14 protein-coding genes are annotated in these 14,116 nt (G+C 77.1%); 11 read left to right on the top strand and 3 right to left on the bottom strand.

Annotated elements, in window-relative coordinates; genetic code table 11:
• Positions 1–15 precede the first annotated feature (15 nt).
• From NHH00_RS19125 to NHH00_RS19090, 8 genes are all read left to right on the top strand, one after another.
• Positions 16–1,041, top strand: a complete 1,026-nt coding sequence (locus NHH00_RS19125; RefSeq protein WP_253055117.1) for an ABC transporter ATP-binding protein — start codon at positions 16–18, stop codon at positions 1,039–1,041.
• Complete coding sequence (locus tag NHH00_RS19120; RefSeq protein ID WP_253055116.1) at positions 1,038–1,910, top strand: ABC transporter permease; 873 nt, start codon at positions 1,038–1,040, stop codon at positions 1,908–1,910. Before NHH00_RS19125 ends, NHH00_RS19120 begins: the two co-directional genes overlap by 4 nt.
• Entirely contained in the window at positions 1,897–3,216 is a 1,320-nt protein-coding gene (locus NHH00_RS21190) for a sensor histidine kinase (RefSeq protein WP_253055115.1), read from the top strand. Before NHH00_RS19120 ends, NHH00_RS21190 begins: the two co-directional genes overlap by 14 nt.
• Positions 3,213–3,884 carry a response regulator gene (locus NHH00_RS19110; protein ID WP_253055114.1) on the top strand — a complete coding sequence of 224 codons (672 nt, stop codon included), beginning with the start codon at positions 3,213–3,215 and terminating at the stop codon, positions 3,882–3,884. Before NHH00_RS21190 ends, NHH00_RS19110 begins: the two co-directional genes overlap by 4 nt.
• Positions 3,885–3,984: 100 nt before the next feature.
• Complete coding sequence (locus NHH00_RS19105; protein ID WP_253055113.1) at positions 3,985–5,004, top strand: adenosine deaminase; 1,020 nt, start codon at positions 3,985–3,987, stop codon at positions 5,002–5,004.
• 54 nt (positions 5,005–5,058) lie between these two features.
• Entirely contained in the window at positions 5,059–5,373 is a 315-nt protein-coding gene (locus NHH00_RS19100; RefSeq protein ID WP_253055112.1) for a hypothetical protein, read from the top strand.
• Positions 5,370–7,058, top strand: coding sequence for a sensor histidine kinase (locus NHH00_RS19095; RefSeq protein ID WP_253055111.1), 1,689 nt, complete (start codon positions 5,370–5,372; stop codon positions 7,056–7,058). Before NHH00_RS19100 ends, NHH00_RS19095 begins: the two co-directional genes overlap by 4 nt.
• Complete coding sequence (locus NHH00_RS19090; protein WP_253055110.1) at positions 7,055–7,723, top strand: response regulator transcription factor; 669 nt, start codon at positions 7,055–7,057, stop codon at positions 7,721–7,723. The genes NHH00_RS19095 and NHH00_RS19090 overlap by 4 nt, the downstream gene beginning before the upstream one ends.
• A gap of 159 nt (positions 7,724–7,882) precedes the next feature.
• Here NHH00_RS19090 and NHH00_RS19085 read toward each other — a convergent pair whose 3' ends face one another.
• On the bottom strand, positions 7,883–8,287 hold the full coding sequence (locus NHH00_RS19085; RefSeq protein WP_253055109.1) for a hypothetical protein: 405 nt from the start codon (positions 8,285–8,287) through the stop codon (positions 7,883–7,885).
• 64 nt (positions 8,288–8,351) lie between these two features.
• Complete coding sequence (locus NHH00_RS19080; RefSeq protein ID WP_253055108.1) at positions 8,352–9,719, bottom strand: aminoglycoside phosphotransferase family protein; 1,368 nt, start codon at positions 9,717–9,719, stop codon at positions 8,352–8,354.
• A gap of 129 nt (positions 9,720–9,848) precedes the next feature.
• Here NHH00_RS19080 and NHH00_RS19075 point away from each other — a divergent pair, with 129 nt between their 5' ends.
• The 3 genes from NHH00_RS19075 (at position 9,849) to NHH00_RS19065 (ending at position 12,474) form a co-directional block, all read left to right on the top strand.
• Complete coding sequence (locus NHH00_RS19075; RefSeq protein ID WP_253055107.1) at positions 9,849–10,823, top strand: hypothetical protein; 975 nt, start codon at positions 9,849–9,851, stop codon at positions 10,821–10,823.
• Positions 10,810–11,211 (top strand): GntR family transcriptional regulator, encoded by a 402-nt coding sequence (locus tag NHH00_RS19070; protein ID WP_253055106.1) that lies wholly within the window; start codon positions 10,810–10,812, stop codon positions 11,209–11,211. Before NHH00_RS19075 ends, NHH00_RS19070 begins: the two co-directional genes overlap by 14 nt.
• A 258-nt stretch (positions 11,212–11,469) precedes the next feature.
• Complete coding sequence (locus NHH00_RS19065; RefSeq protein WP_253055105.1) at positions 11,470–12,474, top strand: L,D-transpeptidase family protein; 1,005 nt, start codon at positions 11,470–11,472, stop codon at positions 12,472–12,474.
• A gap of 18 nt (positions 12,475–12,492) precedes the next feature.
• Here NHH00_RS19065 and NHH00_RS19060 read toward each other — a convergent pair whose 3' ends face one another.
• Positions 12,493–13,746 carry a UDP-N-acetylmuramate dehydrogenase gene (locus NHH00_RS19060; protein ID WP_374615321.1) on the bottom strand — a complete coding sequence of 418 codons (1,254 nt, stop codon included), beginning with the start codon at positions 13,744–13,746 and terminating at the stop codon, positions 12,493–12,495.
• Positions 13,747–14,116: the final 370 nt, after the last annotated feature.

The raw sequence follows: 14,116 nt of genomic DNA, 5'->3' as shown, positions 1-14,116 counted from the left end.
CGACAGGCTGGTCCCATGACGACGACATCCCTCCCCACCGGCTCCCCCACCGCGGGCGCCCGGCAGAGCGGCCCGGCCGTCGAGGTCCGTGGCCTGCGCAAGAGCTACGGCGCCAAGCGGGCGGTCGACGGCGTCGACCTGCGGGTCGAGCGCGGCGAGATCTTCGCCGTCCTCGGGCCCAACGGCGCCGGCAAGACGACGACCGTCGAGATCCTCGAGGGCTTCCGGCGCCGCGACGCGGGCGAGGTCCTCGTGCTCGGCGAGGACCCCCAGACCGCCGGCCGCGCCTGGCGCTCGCGCATCGGCGTCGTGCTCCAGGACTCGCGCGACCAGGCCGAGCTCACGGTCGCCGAGATCGTCCGGCACTTCGCGACGTTCTACCCCGCGCCGCGGGATCCGGACGAGGTGATCGACGCCGTCGGGCTGCGCGAGAAGGCCCGGACCCGCACGCGCCAGCTCTCCGGCGGCCAGCGTCGCCGCCTGGACGTCGCGCTCGGCATCGTGGGGCGGCCGGAGCTGCTGTTCCTCGACGAGCCGACGACCGGGTTCGACCCGCAGGCCCGCCGCGCGTTCTGGGCGCTGGTCCGCTCGCTGCGCGAGGACGGCACGACGATCCTGCTCACCACGCACTACCTGGACGAGGCCGCGCACCTGGCCGACCGCGCGGCCGTCGTGCGCGCGGGCCGGGTCGTCGCGCTCGACGCGCCCGACCGCCTCGGCGGCCCGGACGCGCGCCGTCCGGAGGTCCGCTGGCTGGACGACGGCGCCTGGCGGTCGGAGCGCACCGACTCCCCCACCGCTCTCGTCGCGTCCCTCGCCGCGCGCTTCGCCGGCCCCGACGGCGAGGTCCCCGGCCTCGCGGTGACCCGCCCGAGCCTGGAGGACGTCTACCTCGAGCTCATCGGCGAGCCGACCACGGCACCCGCCGCCCCGCCCGCCCGCACGCCCGCGCCTGACTCCCCCGACTCCCCCGGCGCGCCCGCCGGGGACCGCACGCCCGACGGCACGACCGCCGTCGTCCCCGAGGAGGCCCGCAAGTGACCACCGCCCCGACCGCCGCCCGGCCCACGCGCTCCGCCCGACCCGCCGCCCTGCCCGGCGCCGGCCGGCTGGGGATCGAGCGCACCCGCGCGGAGCTGCGCGCGTTCTTCCGCGAGCGCGACGCCGTGATCTTCATCTTCACGTACCCGCTCATCATGCTCGCGATCTTCGCGACGGTGTTCGACGGGCAGGACCAGGGCACGGCCGCGTACTCCGTGCCGTTCGCGCAGTACTTCCTGCCCGGCATGATCGCGACCGGCGTCATGCTCACGAGCTTCCAGTCGCTCGCGATCTCCATCGCGGTCGAGCGCGACGACGGCTCGCTCAAGCGGCTGCGCTCTACCCCGCTGCCGCCGTCCGCGTACTTCTACGGCAAGGTCGGGCTCGTCCTGCTGACGTCGGTCGTGCAGACCGGTCTGCTCCTGGCGCTCGCCGCGACGGTCTACGACGTCCCCATGCCGTGGGAGATGCCCGACGGCGGCGCGCGGCTCGCGACGTTCGCCTGGGTGTTCGTGCTCGGGTGCGCCGCGGGCGCGGTGTGCGGGGTGGCGTTCTCGTCGCTGCCGCGGTCCGGCAAGTCCGCGACGGCGGTCGTCACGCCCGTCGTCCTCGTGCTGCAGTTCATCTCCGGGGTCTTCTTCGCGTTCTTCGCGCTGCCGTCGTGGATGCAGACCGTCGCGTCGCTGTTCCCCCTCAAGTGGATGGCGCAGGGTATGCGCTCGGTGTTCCTCCCGGAGCAGGCGGCGGCCCTCGAGCCGTCGGGGTCGTGGCAGCACGGCGCGACCGCTGCTGTACTGGTCGCATGGCTGGTCGTGGGGCTCGTGGTCGGTGCACGCTCGTTCCGGTGGCGGCGCCGTGACGACGGCTGAGACGCCGCCGCCGGGCGGGGCGGTCGCGGGGGTGGTCGACACCGCCGACGCCGCGACCGCCCAGCTCGACGGCACGTGGGCGCGCGACGTGCGCTGGTGGGACGTGGCGTTCTCCGTCATCGTCGTGCTCAGCGCGCTCGCGCTCCTCACCGCGGACGTCCGCGGTACGGCGCTCGCGGTCTCGCTCGCGGCGGTCGCCGTGATCCTCGTCGGGTACCTCGGCTGGGGACGACGGGCCGCGCGGACGCGGGACCAGGTGACGGCCCACGTGTACCTCGTCGTCGCGGTCGCCTGCACGCTCGTCGTCGTCGGGCAGGACGCCCTCGGCACGCTCCTGCTGTTCGCGGTGTTCACGCAGATCTGGATGCTCTCGGAGCACCTGTGGGCACAGGTGGTGCTGTGCGTCGCGCTCGCCGCGGGCACCGCGCTCGCGCTCGCGTTCGACCCGGCGACGGGCCGGGTCGAGCCGGACGAGCTCGCGAGCTCCGCCCCGCAGATGGGGGTCGCGCTCGCGTTCGCGCTGAGCCTCGGGCTGTGGACCGCGCACACGATGCGCCAGGCGGAGCGGCACGCCCGTCTGGTCGACGAGCTGCGCGCGACGCAGGCCGAGCTCGGCCGCGCCTCCCACGAGGCGGGGGTGCTCGCCGAGCGCGAGCGCGTCGCCCAGGAGATCCACGACACGCTCGCGCAGGGGTTCACGAGCGTGGTCATGCTCGCGCAGGCCGCGAGCGCCGACCTCGACCGGGGCGCCGCCGACGCCGCGCGCGAGCGGCTCGCGCTCGTGGAGTCGACGGCGCGCGACAACCTCGCCGAGGCGCGCGCGCTCGTCGCCGCCTCGGCCCCCGCACCGCTGCAGGGCGGCACGCTGAGCGAGGCCCTGCGCCGGCTCGCGGGCCGGTTCGCGGAGGAGACCGGGACGCGCGTCGAGCTCACGGCGCCGGAGGCCCTCCGGCTGTCGAGCGCGGACGACGTCGTCCTCCTGCGGTCCGCCCAGGAGGCGCTCGCGAACGTCCGGCGGCACGCGGCTGCGGCGGCCGTGCGCGTGGACCTCCGGCAGGACGCGGAGGGGACGGTCCTCGAGGTGTCCGACGACGGGCGCGGCCTGCCCGCGGACGCGCCGGGGTTCACCGAGGGCTACGGGCTGCGGGGCATGCGGGAGCGCGTGGCGGCGGAGGGCGGGAGCCTCGAGGTGGGGCCGGCTCCCGGCGGCGGGACGCGCGTCGCGGTGCGCCTGCCCGCCGGCGCGTCGCCGGACGGACCGGCCACGGGCGCGCGCGCGACGACGCGGGCGGGAGACGTGCGATGAGCCCGACCGGGGACGGCGTCGTCCGGGTGCTCGTCGTGGACGACCACCCGGTCGTGCGCTCGGGGATCACCGGCATGCTGGCCGCCGAGCCCGACCTGGAGGTCGTCGGCGAGGCGGGCGACGGCGAGCAGGCGGTGGCGCTCGCCCGCGAGCTGGCGCCCGACGTGGTGCTCATGGACCTGCGGATGCCCGTGCTCGACGGCGTCGGCGCGACGGCGGCCATCGTCGGCGCGCCCGGCCGGGGCGCGGGGCGCGGCGGCGCGGCCAGCGGCCCGCGCGTCGTCGTGCTCACGACGTACGAGACCGACGCCGACATCCTGCGCGCGGTCGAGGCGGGGGCCACCGGCTACCTGCTCAAGGACACGCCCCGCGACGAGCTGGTCGCGGGGGTGCGCGCCGCGGCACGCGGGCAGACCGTGCTCGCGCCGAGCGTCGCGACCCGGCTCGTCACGTCGGTCCGCGGGGCGGACCGGCTCACGGACCGGGAGGTCGAGGTGCTGCGCCTCGTCGCGCGCGGGCTGTCGAACGCGGCGGTCGGGCAGGAGCTGTTCATCGCGGAGGCGACCGTGAAGACGCACCTGCTCCGCGCGTTCGCCAAGCTCGGGGTGGACGACCGGACCGCCGCGGTGACGGTCGCCATGCAGCGCGGGTTCCTCACCGGGACCTGAGCCGACGTCGCGCCGGGCGGGGCCCGCGCCGGGGGCGGACCGCCGTCGGGCCCCGGCCCGTGCCGACGCGCGGGCCGGGTCCGCGTGACAGACTCCCCGTGTGCGAGACCTGGCGACGCTTCCCAAGGCCCACCTGCACCTGCACTTCACCGGGTCGATGCGCCCGGACACGCTGCGCGACCTCGCCGCGCAGTACGGCGTGCGGCTGCCGCACGCGCTCGTCGACGGCGACCCGCTCCGGCTCCCCCCGACCGAGCGCGGCTGGTTCCGGTTCCAGCGCCTGTACGACGCCGCGCGGGCGTGCGTGCGCTCCGAGGCCGACATGCGCCGCATCGTGCTGGAGGCCGCGCAGGACGACGCGGCCGAGGGGTCGGGGCGCCTCGAGATCCAGGTGGACCCGACGTCGTACGCGCCGTTCGTCGGCGGCATCACCCCGGCGGTGGAGATCGTGCTCGACGCGGCGCGGTCCGCGAGCGCCGCGACGGGGACGGAGGTCGCGGTGGTCGTGGCGGCGTCGCGCATGCGGCACCCGCTGGACGCGCGCACGCTCGCGCGCCTCGCGGCGCAGTACGCGGGCGAGGGGGCGGGCGAGGTCGTGGGGTTCGGCCTGAGCAACGACGAGCGCCGCGGGGACACCGCGGAGTTCGCGCGCGCGTTCGCCATCGCGCGGCGCGCCGGGCTCGCGTCCGTGCCGCACGGGGGCGAGCTGCTCGGGCCGGCGCACGTGCACGAGGTGGTGCGCGAGCTCGTCCCGGACCGGCTGGGCCACGGCGTGCGGTCCGCGGAGGACCGGCACGTGCTGGACGACGTCGTGGACCGCGGGATCGCGCTCGAGGTGTGCCCGGCGTCCAACGTCTCCCTCGGGGTGTACGAGGACGCCGGTCAGGTGCCGCTCGGGGCGCTCGTCGACGCCGGGGCCCGGGTCGCGCTCGGCGCGGACGACCCCCTGCTCTTCGGGTCCCGCCTCGTGGCGCAGTACGAGACGGCGCGCCACGAGCACGGGTTCTCCGACGACGAGCTCGCCGCGCTGGCGCGGTCGTCGATCCGGGCGAGCCGGGCGTCGTCGGGCACGAAGGAGCGCCTGCTGGCCGGCGTCGACGACTGGCTCGCGGGAGCCTGACCGGCCGCCTCCCCTTCTCATGTGCGGCTCATCCTGCTCTCGGATACTGGGGCCATGACTCGCCGGACCGTCGCGTGGCTCGTGGGGGTGCTCGTGCTCGCCCTCGGAGGCGCGGCCGCCGCCGGTGCGCTGGCCGCGCGCCCGCAGGACCGGGAGATCGGGGGCGCCGTGGTCGTGACGCCCGCTCCCGCCCCGCCGACGACCACGCCCGCCCCCTCGCCGACCGCCTCCGACGACGACCACGACGGGGACGACGACGATGGGGATGACGATGACGACGACGACCGCGTGACGCCCGCCCCGCCGTCGAGCGACGACGACGATGACGACGACGACGACCGCAGCGGTTCCGACCGGGGCGACGGGTGAGCCGCCGGACGCGCCGCGCGGGGCTGACCGTCCGCACCCGCATGCTCGCGGCGTTCCTCGGGCTCTCCGCCCTCGCGCTCCTCCTCGCCGGCGGCGCGGCCTGGTTCCTGCAGCGCGGGCAGATCGACGCGCGCATCGACGAGAGCCTGACCCGGAGCGCGAACGAGCTCGCGCAGCTCGCGGAGTCCGGGGTGAACCCCGTCACGGGCGAGCCCTTCACGTCCGCCGAGGACGTCGTCGTCGCCTCGATCCAGCTCACGGTCCCCGCGCACAACGAGGGCATCCTCGGGCTGCGCGAGGGCCGGACGCCGCTCGTCTCGCAGCAGGAGGTGCGGCTGCGGCTCGAGGACGATCCCGAGCTCGTCGCCACGCTGTCCCCGCTCGCGTCGGGCGACGACGTCGTGCTGCGCTCCCCGCGGACCGCGACGGCCGAGTACCGCGCCCTCGTCGCGCCGGTCCACACGGTCGGCGGCTCGGGCGCCGCGGCCGGCCAGGAGCCCGCGGCCCTCGTGCTCGCCTACGACCGCTCGGCCGAGCACGCCGAGTTCGCGCAGGTCTTCCGGACCTACGCGGTCGTGGCGCTCGGCGCCCTCGTGCTCATCGGCGTCGCGGGGTGGGCCGTCGCCGGGCGCCTCCTCCAGCCGATCCGCACGCTGTCACGCACCGCGCAGGACATCGGCGAGACCGACCTGTCCGCGCGCATCCCGGTGACCGGCAACGACGACCTCTCGGACCTGTCGCGCACGGTGAACGGCATGCTCGACCGGATCGAGGGGGCGTTCGACTCGCAGCGGCGGCTCATCGACGACGTCGGGCACGAGCTGCGCACCCCGCTCACCGTGGTCCGGGGGCACCTCGAGCTCATGGACCCGCACGACGCCACGGACGCGTCCGAGACGCGCGACCTCGCGCTCGACGAGCTCGACCGCATGAACCGGCTCGTCGACGACCTCGTGACGCTCGCGACCGCCGGTCGCCCCGACTTCGTCCGCCCGGTCGACACGGACCTCGGCCGCCTCCTCGACGACGTGCACGACAAGGTCCGGACGCTCGGCGAGCGCCGCTGGCTCGTCGACGCGCGGGCCGACGTCGCCGTGCGCGCCGACGCGCAGCGCCTCACCCAGGCGCTGCTGCAGCTCGCCGCCAACGCGGTGAAGTTCTCGGCGCCCGGGTCCGTCGTCGCGCTCGGCTCGGCGGTGTCCGACGACGGCACGCGCGTGCGCGCATGGGTCCGCGACGAGGGCGTCGGGATCGCCCCCGAGCAGCAGGCGCGCGTCTTCGAGCGGTTCGCCCAGGCCACCACGCCCGGAGCCGCCCACCCGGAGGGCGCCGGGCTCGGCCTCGCGATCGTCGCGGCGATCGCGGAGGGCCACGGCGGCCGGGTGCTCGTCGCGTCGACGCCCGGCGTCGGGTCGACGTTCACGCTGGACCTCCCGCTCGTCCCGGTCGTCGCCGCGTCCCCCGACGCGGCCGGCCCGACGCCCGGGCCGCACGGCTCCGCGCCCGGACGGCCCCCCGCGCCTGCCCCGGTGGCGCCCACCGCACCGACGGTGCCCAGCGCGCCGTCCGCCGCCACCCCGTCGTTGCCGCCGCCCGACCCCGGGCCGCCGGTACCGCCGGACGCGGCTCCCGACGACCGCCGTCCGCCCTCGTACCCCGCCCCCGACGGAAGGACCACCCGGTGAGCCAGATCCTCGTCGCCGAGGACGAGACCCGCATCGCGTCGTTCGTGGCCAAGGGGCTGCGCGCGGCGGGATACGCCAGCACGACCGTCGCGACGGGACGGGAGGCTCTCGACCTCGCCGGCACCGGTGACTTCGCGCTCCTCGTGCTCGACCTGGGCCTGCCCGACCAGGACGGCTTCACCGTGCTGCGGCGCCTGCGGGAGACGGGCAACGCGATCCCCGTCATCATCCTCACCGCGCGCACGTCGGTCACCGACACCGTCGCCGGGCTCGAGGGCGGCGCCGACGACTACATGGCCAAGCCGTTCCGGTTCGAGGAGCTGCTCGCGCGCATCCGGCTGCGCCTGCGCAGCGAGCCCGCGGGCGAGGTCACGGTGCTCACCCACGGCGCCCTGAGCCTCGACCTGCGCACGCGCCGCGCGCGCACCGCGGAGCGCGAGGTCGACCTCTCGGCGCGCGAGTTCGCGCTCGCCGAGGCGTTCCTGCGCAACCCCGGCCAGGTGCTGAGCCGCGAGCAGCTCCTGTCGCGCGTGTGGGGGTACGACTTCGACCCCGGCTCGAACGTCGTCGACGTGTACGTGCGCTACCTGCGCAACAAGCTCGGGGCCGAGCACTTCGTCACCGTGCGCGGCATGGGCTACCGGCTCGCCGACGTCGCCCGCTGACCTGCGGGACCGCTGACCTGCCGGGTCCGCGGTCCCGCCTGCCGACCTGACGGGCGCGGACGCACCCCTGACACGTCGAACCCGGGCCTGCGGGTCACGAGGTGGTCCCTCGTGACCCGCGGACCCGGGTTCGGCACGGTGGCCCTGGGTGCGCCTCGGTCAGTCGGCCGACTGCGGCGACGGCGGCGTGACCGGGCTGGGCGGGGTGTTCGGCGTCTGCGGCGTGTTCGCCGTGGGCGGGGTGTTGGGCGTGTTCGGGGTCTGGCTCGTCACGGCCGAGCCGGACGTGTCCGCCGAGCCCGCGGTGCTCGGGGACGCGGACGTGTTCGCCGTGACGGTCGTGATCGACGTCCCGTTCTGGACGTCGGTCGGGCTGGGCGTCGCGGACGTGGCGGGTGCGTCGGTCGGCGAGCCGGTCGGCGTGCTCGACGTGCTGACCTGGACCGACGGCGAGACGGTCGCCGGCTCGGGGGCGTCGAACGCGCCCTGGGCGGTCGCCACCGTCGCTCCAAGACCGACCGCGCCGAGCGCCCCGGTGACGATCCATGCGCTGCGTGCCTTCATGATCCTTCTCCTTCGTCCGATGGTGCGCACGACCCCTCGGTCGTGCATGGTCCGAGCCTCTCGGTCACGCGTGAGATGCCGAGGAGGCGCCGATGAGAGTGCTCTCAGGAACGGGGGCGAGCTCGGCGGCGACCGTCCCGGGGGCCGCGTCCAGCAGCCCCTCCGCGACCCGCAGCCACGCGTCGGCGAGGTCGCGCGTCGCCGCACCGGCCGTGAGGGACAGCACGACGCCGGCCGCGCGCGCCCGCAGGGCCGCGGGGTCGACGCGCTCGTCGAACACGGCCAGGCACCGGTCGACGAGCGCACGTACGCCCCCGTACACCGCGGGGGCGAGCGACGGGAGCACGGCGAGGTGCGCGACGAGGCACGCGAGGTCGTCGACGCGATGCCCGGGGCCGAGCGTGTCGACGTCGAGCAGGACGCCGACGCGGGCGCCACCGGCCCCCGGCGCGGCGGGGTCGCCGGCGGCCGCCGGGACGTCGAGCAGGACGTTCGCCTCGTAGAAGTCGCCGTGCGTCGCGACGACCGGCCCGGGGTCGCGCGTCGCGACGGCCGTCCGGACCGCGCGCGCGACGCGGTCCACGCGCGCCGGGTCCAGCGCGTGCACCGCGAGCGCCGACGCCGCGTAGTGCTCGACGCGCTCGGACCACGCGGGGCGGCGGCGCAGCGTCGTCGCGCGGGCCGGGAGGGCGTCGAGCGCGCGCAGGAGCTCGCGCGGGTCGATCGCGGTGGGCTGGCCGTCCGGGCCGAGCGCCGCGAGGTGCTGCGCGAGCGACGGGCCGCGCGCCTCCTCGAAGACGACCACGCCGTCGTCGTCCCATGCGAGGCAGCGGGGGGCGTTCACGGTGGTGGACCGGAAGAGGTCGTGCCGACGGACGAGCGAGCGCGCCCGGTCGGGCCGGACGACCTTGACGTAGACCGTGCGCGCGGACGTCCGCGCGCGCAGCACCGCGCGCCGGAGCGGGCGGTAGGCGACCATCGTCACCGACTCCACGGCCTCGCCGGGCGCGAGCGCCCCGGCCGCCGCGAGGCGGCGGGCGAGCTCGCCCGCGTCGCACGCGGCGGCGAGGCCGGGCAGCAGCGGGTCGGCGGGGTGGCGCCACACGTGCACGACGCGCGGACCGTCCGCGAGGCGGACGACCCCCGCCCCCACCGCGTCGGGCGAGAGGGGCGCCGTCGTCGCGAGCAGGTACTCGGCGGCGTCGGCCGCGGCGGTGCCCCCGCCCGGCCCGGCCGCGAGCGCCCGGCGGGCGACGACGTCGTACCCGACGGTGACCTCCGCGCCGGGGCGCGCGTGCACCTGGTGGACGCGCCACGTGTCGAGGCTCGCGCCGTCGGCGCCCAGCGCCACGGCGAGCAGCTCTCCCGCCTCGGGGGCGGTGAGCAGGTCGAGCCAGGCGCGCTGGTCGGGCGCGGGAGGGGCGAGCGTCATGGCCCCAGGCAACCTCGCGCGCGTGGCTCGCGGGTGAGACCGGGATGAGAGACCTCTCATCCGGGCGCGCCGGTCCGGGATCCGTGGGGTCTTGACGGGCCGAGGCGCGCGTGCCAATGTACTGACGTGTTGATACAAACTTCGGAGGGCCCGCAGGGCGCCGGCCTCTTCCTCCCCGCGGCGTACGACCTCGCGTGGACCGGCGCGGTCCTCGCCGTCCTGGTGGCGCTCGGCGTCGCGGTGGTGCTCGCCGTGCGCGCCGCGACGCGCGCGCCCGAGCCGTCGCTCCAGAGGCTCGCCCCGGAGGACCCGGTGCGCCGCGCCGCCCGGCGGCACGCGACGACCGTGAGCGTCGCCGCGGTGACGGCCGCGCTCCTCGTCGGCGCGGTCGTCGCCCAGGCCGCCGCGACCTCCGTCGGGGGCCTCTCCGAGGGCGTGCTCGTGGGTCTCTCCCCCGCGGTCGTCGGGCTCACGTTCCTCGGCGCGCACGCCGTCGGGGAACGCACCTGGCCGCGCCAGCGGACCGCCGTCCGCGCGGCCACGCTGCGCCCCCGGACCGTCGCCGACGTCGCGCCCCGCGGCCTGCGGCGCCTCACCTGGTCGCTCGGGGCGCTCGTCGGGCTGCTCGCGGCCGTCGGGGCGCTCACGGCGGGCGACGACGGGCGGTCGGTGACCCGCGTCCTCGGCGACACGACCTCGACCGCGAGCCCCTACCCCGGCACGTTCTACGGCGTGTGGCTCGCGCTCGCGGCCGTGCTGCTGGTCGCGGGCGCCGAGGGCGTCCTGCGGCTCGTCGCGCGTCGGCCCGCCGTCGCGCACGTCGAGGAGACGTGGGACGTCGGCCTGCGCCGCGCGTCCGCGCATCGGGTCCTGCGGGGCGCGCAGCTCGCGCTCGGGCTGACGGCCGCGGGGATGCTCGGCACCGGTGCGAACGCCGCGGCGCGGGTGGGCTACCCGGGGGCGGTCGTGCTCGTCGTCGTCGCGGTCGGGCTGGCGCTGACGGCCGTCGTGGTCGCCGTCCGGCCCGCCGCGGACCCGGACGCGTGGGCCGACGACCGCGCGGGCGCACCCGTGATGGCAGGGGCAGGTCGTGCCGCCCGCTGAGCTGCGCGTCGAGATCGACCTGCGCTCGGGGATCGCGCCGTACGAGCAGATCCGGTCGCAGGTCGTCGCGCACGTCGCCGCCGGTCGCCTACGCGTCGGCGACCGCCTGCCGACGATCCGCGCGCTCGCCACGGACCTCGGGCTCGCGCCCGGGACCGTGGCGCGCGCGTACCGCGAGCTCGAGGCGGCCGGGGTCGTCACGACGCGGCGTCGCGCCGGGACCGTCGTGGCCGACGGCGTCTCCGCGAGCGACGTCGCCGCCCGCCACGCCGCGCACGAGCTCGTGCGCGCCGGCCGCGAGGCGGGCCTGTCCGACGACGCGATCCTCGACGTCGTGCGCGGGGCGCTGCTCCACGAGCCACCCGGGCCGGGGGACGCCGGACGCTGAACCACGGTGAACGGCGTCGAACGGCACCGGACGGCGCTGGACGACCCGCGCTGGACGGAGCGCCGACCGGGCGAGCGCCCGCGGTCACGGTCCGGCGGTCGGCGGACGGCCGAGCCCGTCCGGCCCGCCCCGACCCGTCGCCGCGTCACGACAGGGTCACGATCCGCCGACAGGCGCCCGGCACGGACGTCCGAGGCACTCGCCGGGCGCATGATGGTGCTCCGCGGCGGACGCCGCGGCACACGTGAGGGGGAACAGGTGGACGGAGCTTCCGCGAGCGCGCGGACGGGCGCTGCGACGCGCACGACGGCGGGGGACGCGGCGTGCGCCGCTCCCGCGGCAGCGGGGCGCGGACCGGGCCGACGTCGGCGCGGTACCCGCGCGGCGTCGCTCGCCGTCGTCTCCACGCTGGTCGCGGCGCTGGCGCTCGCAGGCTGCCAGGCCGGGCTGCCCGACCTCGAGCCCGGCCGGACGCCGTCGGCCACCGCGGACGGGCCCGCGACGACGGCGCCCGCGAGCCCGAGCCCGACGGAGACCACGCCCGAGCCGACGGAGACGCCGACGGCCGAACCGCCCGCCACCGAGACCCCGGAGCCCGAGCCGAGCACGCCTCCGCCCGCGCCGGAGCCCACCCCCGAGCCGCCGCCCGCACCCGTCGAGCCGGAGGAGCTCGCGCGCGGCGCGACCGGCGAGCGCGTCGTCGCCCTGCAGCAGCGTCTCGCCGACCTCGGCTACTTCATCGGCGCGCCCGACGGCGACTTCGGCGGCGGCACGCAGCAGGCCGTGTGGGCGCTGCAGAAGGCGGCCGGGCTCTCGCGCGACGGCGTCGTGGGCCCCGCGACGCAGGCCGCGCTCGACCAGGGCGTCACGCCGCAGCCCCGCAGCGGGTCGGGGAAGGTCATCGAGATCGACCTCGACCGCCAGCTCCTGCTCGCCGTCGAGGACGGCCGGGTCGTCACGGTCGTCAACGCGTCGTCGGGCAACGGCGAGTCGTACGAGGCGAAGGGCCGAACCTACCGGGCGGGCACGCCGCGCGGAGAGTTCCACGTGGGCCGGCAGGTCGACGGCAACCACTCGTCGAGCCTCGAGCTCGGCGACATGTGGCGCCCCAAGTTCTTCACCGGCGGCATCGCGGTGCACGGCTCGGGCTCGATCCCACCGTGGCCCGCGTCGCACGGGTGCGTGCGCGTCGCGAACTCGGCGATGAACTGGCTCTGGGACACCTGGCACGCCGACCCGGGCACCACGGTCCTCGTCTACTGACCCACGGTCGTGGGTCGGTCAGAGGGAGACGCCGACGAGGACGGGCTCCGGGACCAGATCGACGCCGAACGCCTCGCGCACGCCGTCGCGGACGGCGCGCGCGAGCTCGACCAGGTCCTCCGCGCTCGCGCCGCCCCGGTTGGTGAGCGCCAGGGTGTGCCGGGTCGACAGCCGCGCGAGGCTCGCCGGGCCGTGGACGCCGAAGCCCTTGGTGAACCCGGCGTGCTCGATGAGCCACGCCGCGGACGTCTTGACGAGCGTCGGGTCGATCTCGCCGAGGCTCGGCCCCGTCGTGCGGGACGGCGTCGCCGAGCGCACCGGGTAGCGCGGCGCCTCCGCCGGGAGCAGATCGGCCTGCTCCGCCGGGACGACGGGGTTCGTGAAGAACGACCCGGCGCTCCAGCGGTCGTGGTCCGGACCCGTCTCCCCGGGCACGGCGCCGTCGGGCGACTCGGGCGACGCGGGCGCGGCGTCCGGGCCGACGCCGTCGAGCAGCATGCCCTTGCGCGCCCGCAGTGCCAGGACGGCGTCGCGCACGTCGGCGCTCGGGGCCCGGTCGCCGACCTGCACGCCGAGCGTCCGGGCGAGCTCCGGGTACGCGACCGGGGCGGACAGCGAGCCGAGCCGGGACTGGAAGCCGACGTCGAGGACCACGTAGCGCGGGGACGGGTACCACGGGCCGTCGGGCTCGTCGTCACCGCTCACCGCGGCGTGCATGCTGCGCTTCAGCAGCGACGTGCGGTACCCGAACGCGAGCTCGCCCAGGGCCAGCGTGCGCACGCGCGACCGCCGACGGTCCCACACCCGCACGGTCGAGATCACGCCCGAGACCTCCTGACCGTACGCGCCGATGTTCTGGACGGGCGCGGCGCCGACGGTGCCCGGGATGCCGGACAGCGCCTCGACGCCCACCCACTCCTCCGCGACCGCACGCGCGACGAGCTCGTCCCAGTCCTGGCCGGCCGGGGCGTGGAAGCTCGCGCCGCCGCACGAGTCCTCCGCGTCCACGGTGATCCCGCGGCGCAGGTCGCGCACGACGACCCCGCCGAACCCCTCGTCACCGACGAGCAGGTTCGACCCGCCGCCGATCACGAGGAGCGGCTCCCCGGCGTCGTCCGCGGCCCGCACGGTCTCCAGCAGCTCGGCCTCGCTGTGCGCCTCGACGTACCGGTCCGCCGGACCGCCCACGCGCAGTGTCGTCAGCTCCGCCAACGAGGGCGCGCCGACGGCGTCGGGCCGCAGGCCCGGCGCGGTCCGGACGATCTCGGGCAGGTCGCGGTCGACGGGGGTGAGGGGTTCGCACGTCACCGCCCCAGCGTAGTTCGCCCCCGCCCCGGCCGGCCCCCGTCACCGTTCGCACGGTCGACCTCGCAGGGTCGGGTCCCCGGCGCACCCGACCTCTGCCGCCTGCGGGTTCGGGTCCGCGGCGCAGCGGCGTCGGCGCCGGCGCCGGCGCCGGCGCGTGCGGCATTCTCGTGCGCCGGCCGCATGCAGCAGCGGGAACCGTGCGGGCGAAGCTGACACTGCGGGCAGTCGCCCGAGGCAAGCCCAGACCAGGGCGAGACACCGCAGGGCGGGGTGGGTGGTGGTGCCGCGTCGTGGCGGGCCTGGCGGGAGCCGCGAGGAACGAGCGGCGGATGGT

Origin of the sequence: Cellulosimicrobium cellulans, assembly GCF_024124905.1 — a bacterium.
Lineage (GTDB): Bacteria > Actinomycetota > Actinomycetes > Actinomycetales > Cellulomonadaceae > Cellulosimicrobium > Cellulosimicrobium cellulans_G.
This window is presented reverse-complemented; position numbering and strand designations above follow the sequence as displayed.

Coding starts and splice junctions, on each gene's coding strand:
- NHH00_RS19085 (WP_253055109.1), bottom strand. CDS start 8,287: ATGAAGGCACGCAGCGCATGGATCGTCACCGGGGCGCTCGGCGCGGTC.
- NHH00_RS19100 (WP_253055112.1), top strand. CDS start 5,059: ATGACTCGCCGGACCGTCGCGTGGCTCGTGGGGGTGCTCGTGCTCGCC.
- NHH00_RS19125 (WP_253055117.1), top strand. CDS start 16: ATGACGACGACATCCCTCCCCACCGGCTCCCCCACCGCGGGCGCCCGG.
- NHH00_RS19080 (WP_253055108.1), bottom strand. CDS start 9,719: ATGACGCTCGCCCCTCCCGCGCCCGACCAGCGCGCCTGGCTCGACCTG.
- NHH00_RS19110 (WP_253055114.1), top strand. CDS start 3,213: ATGAGCCCGACCGGGGACGGCGTCGTCCGGGTGCTCGTCGTGGACGAC.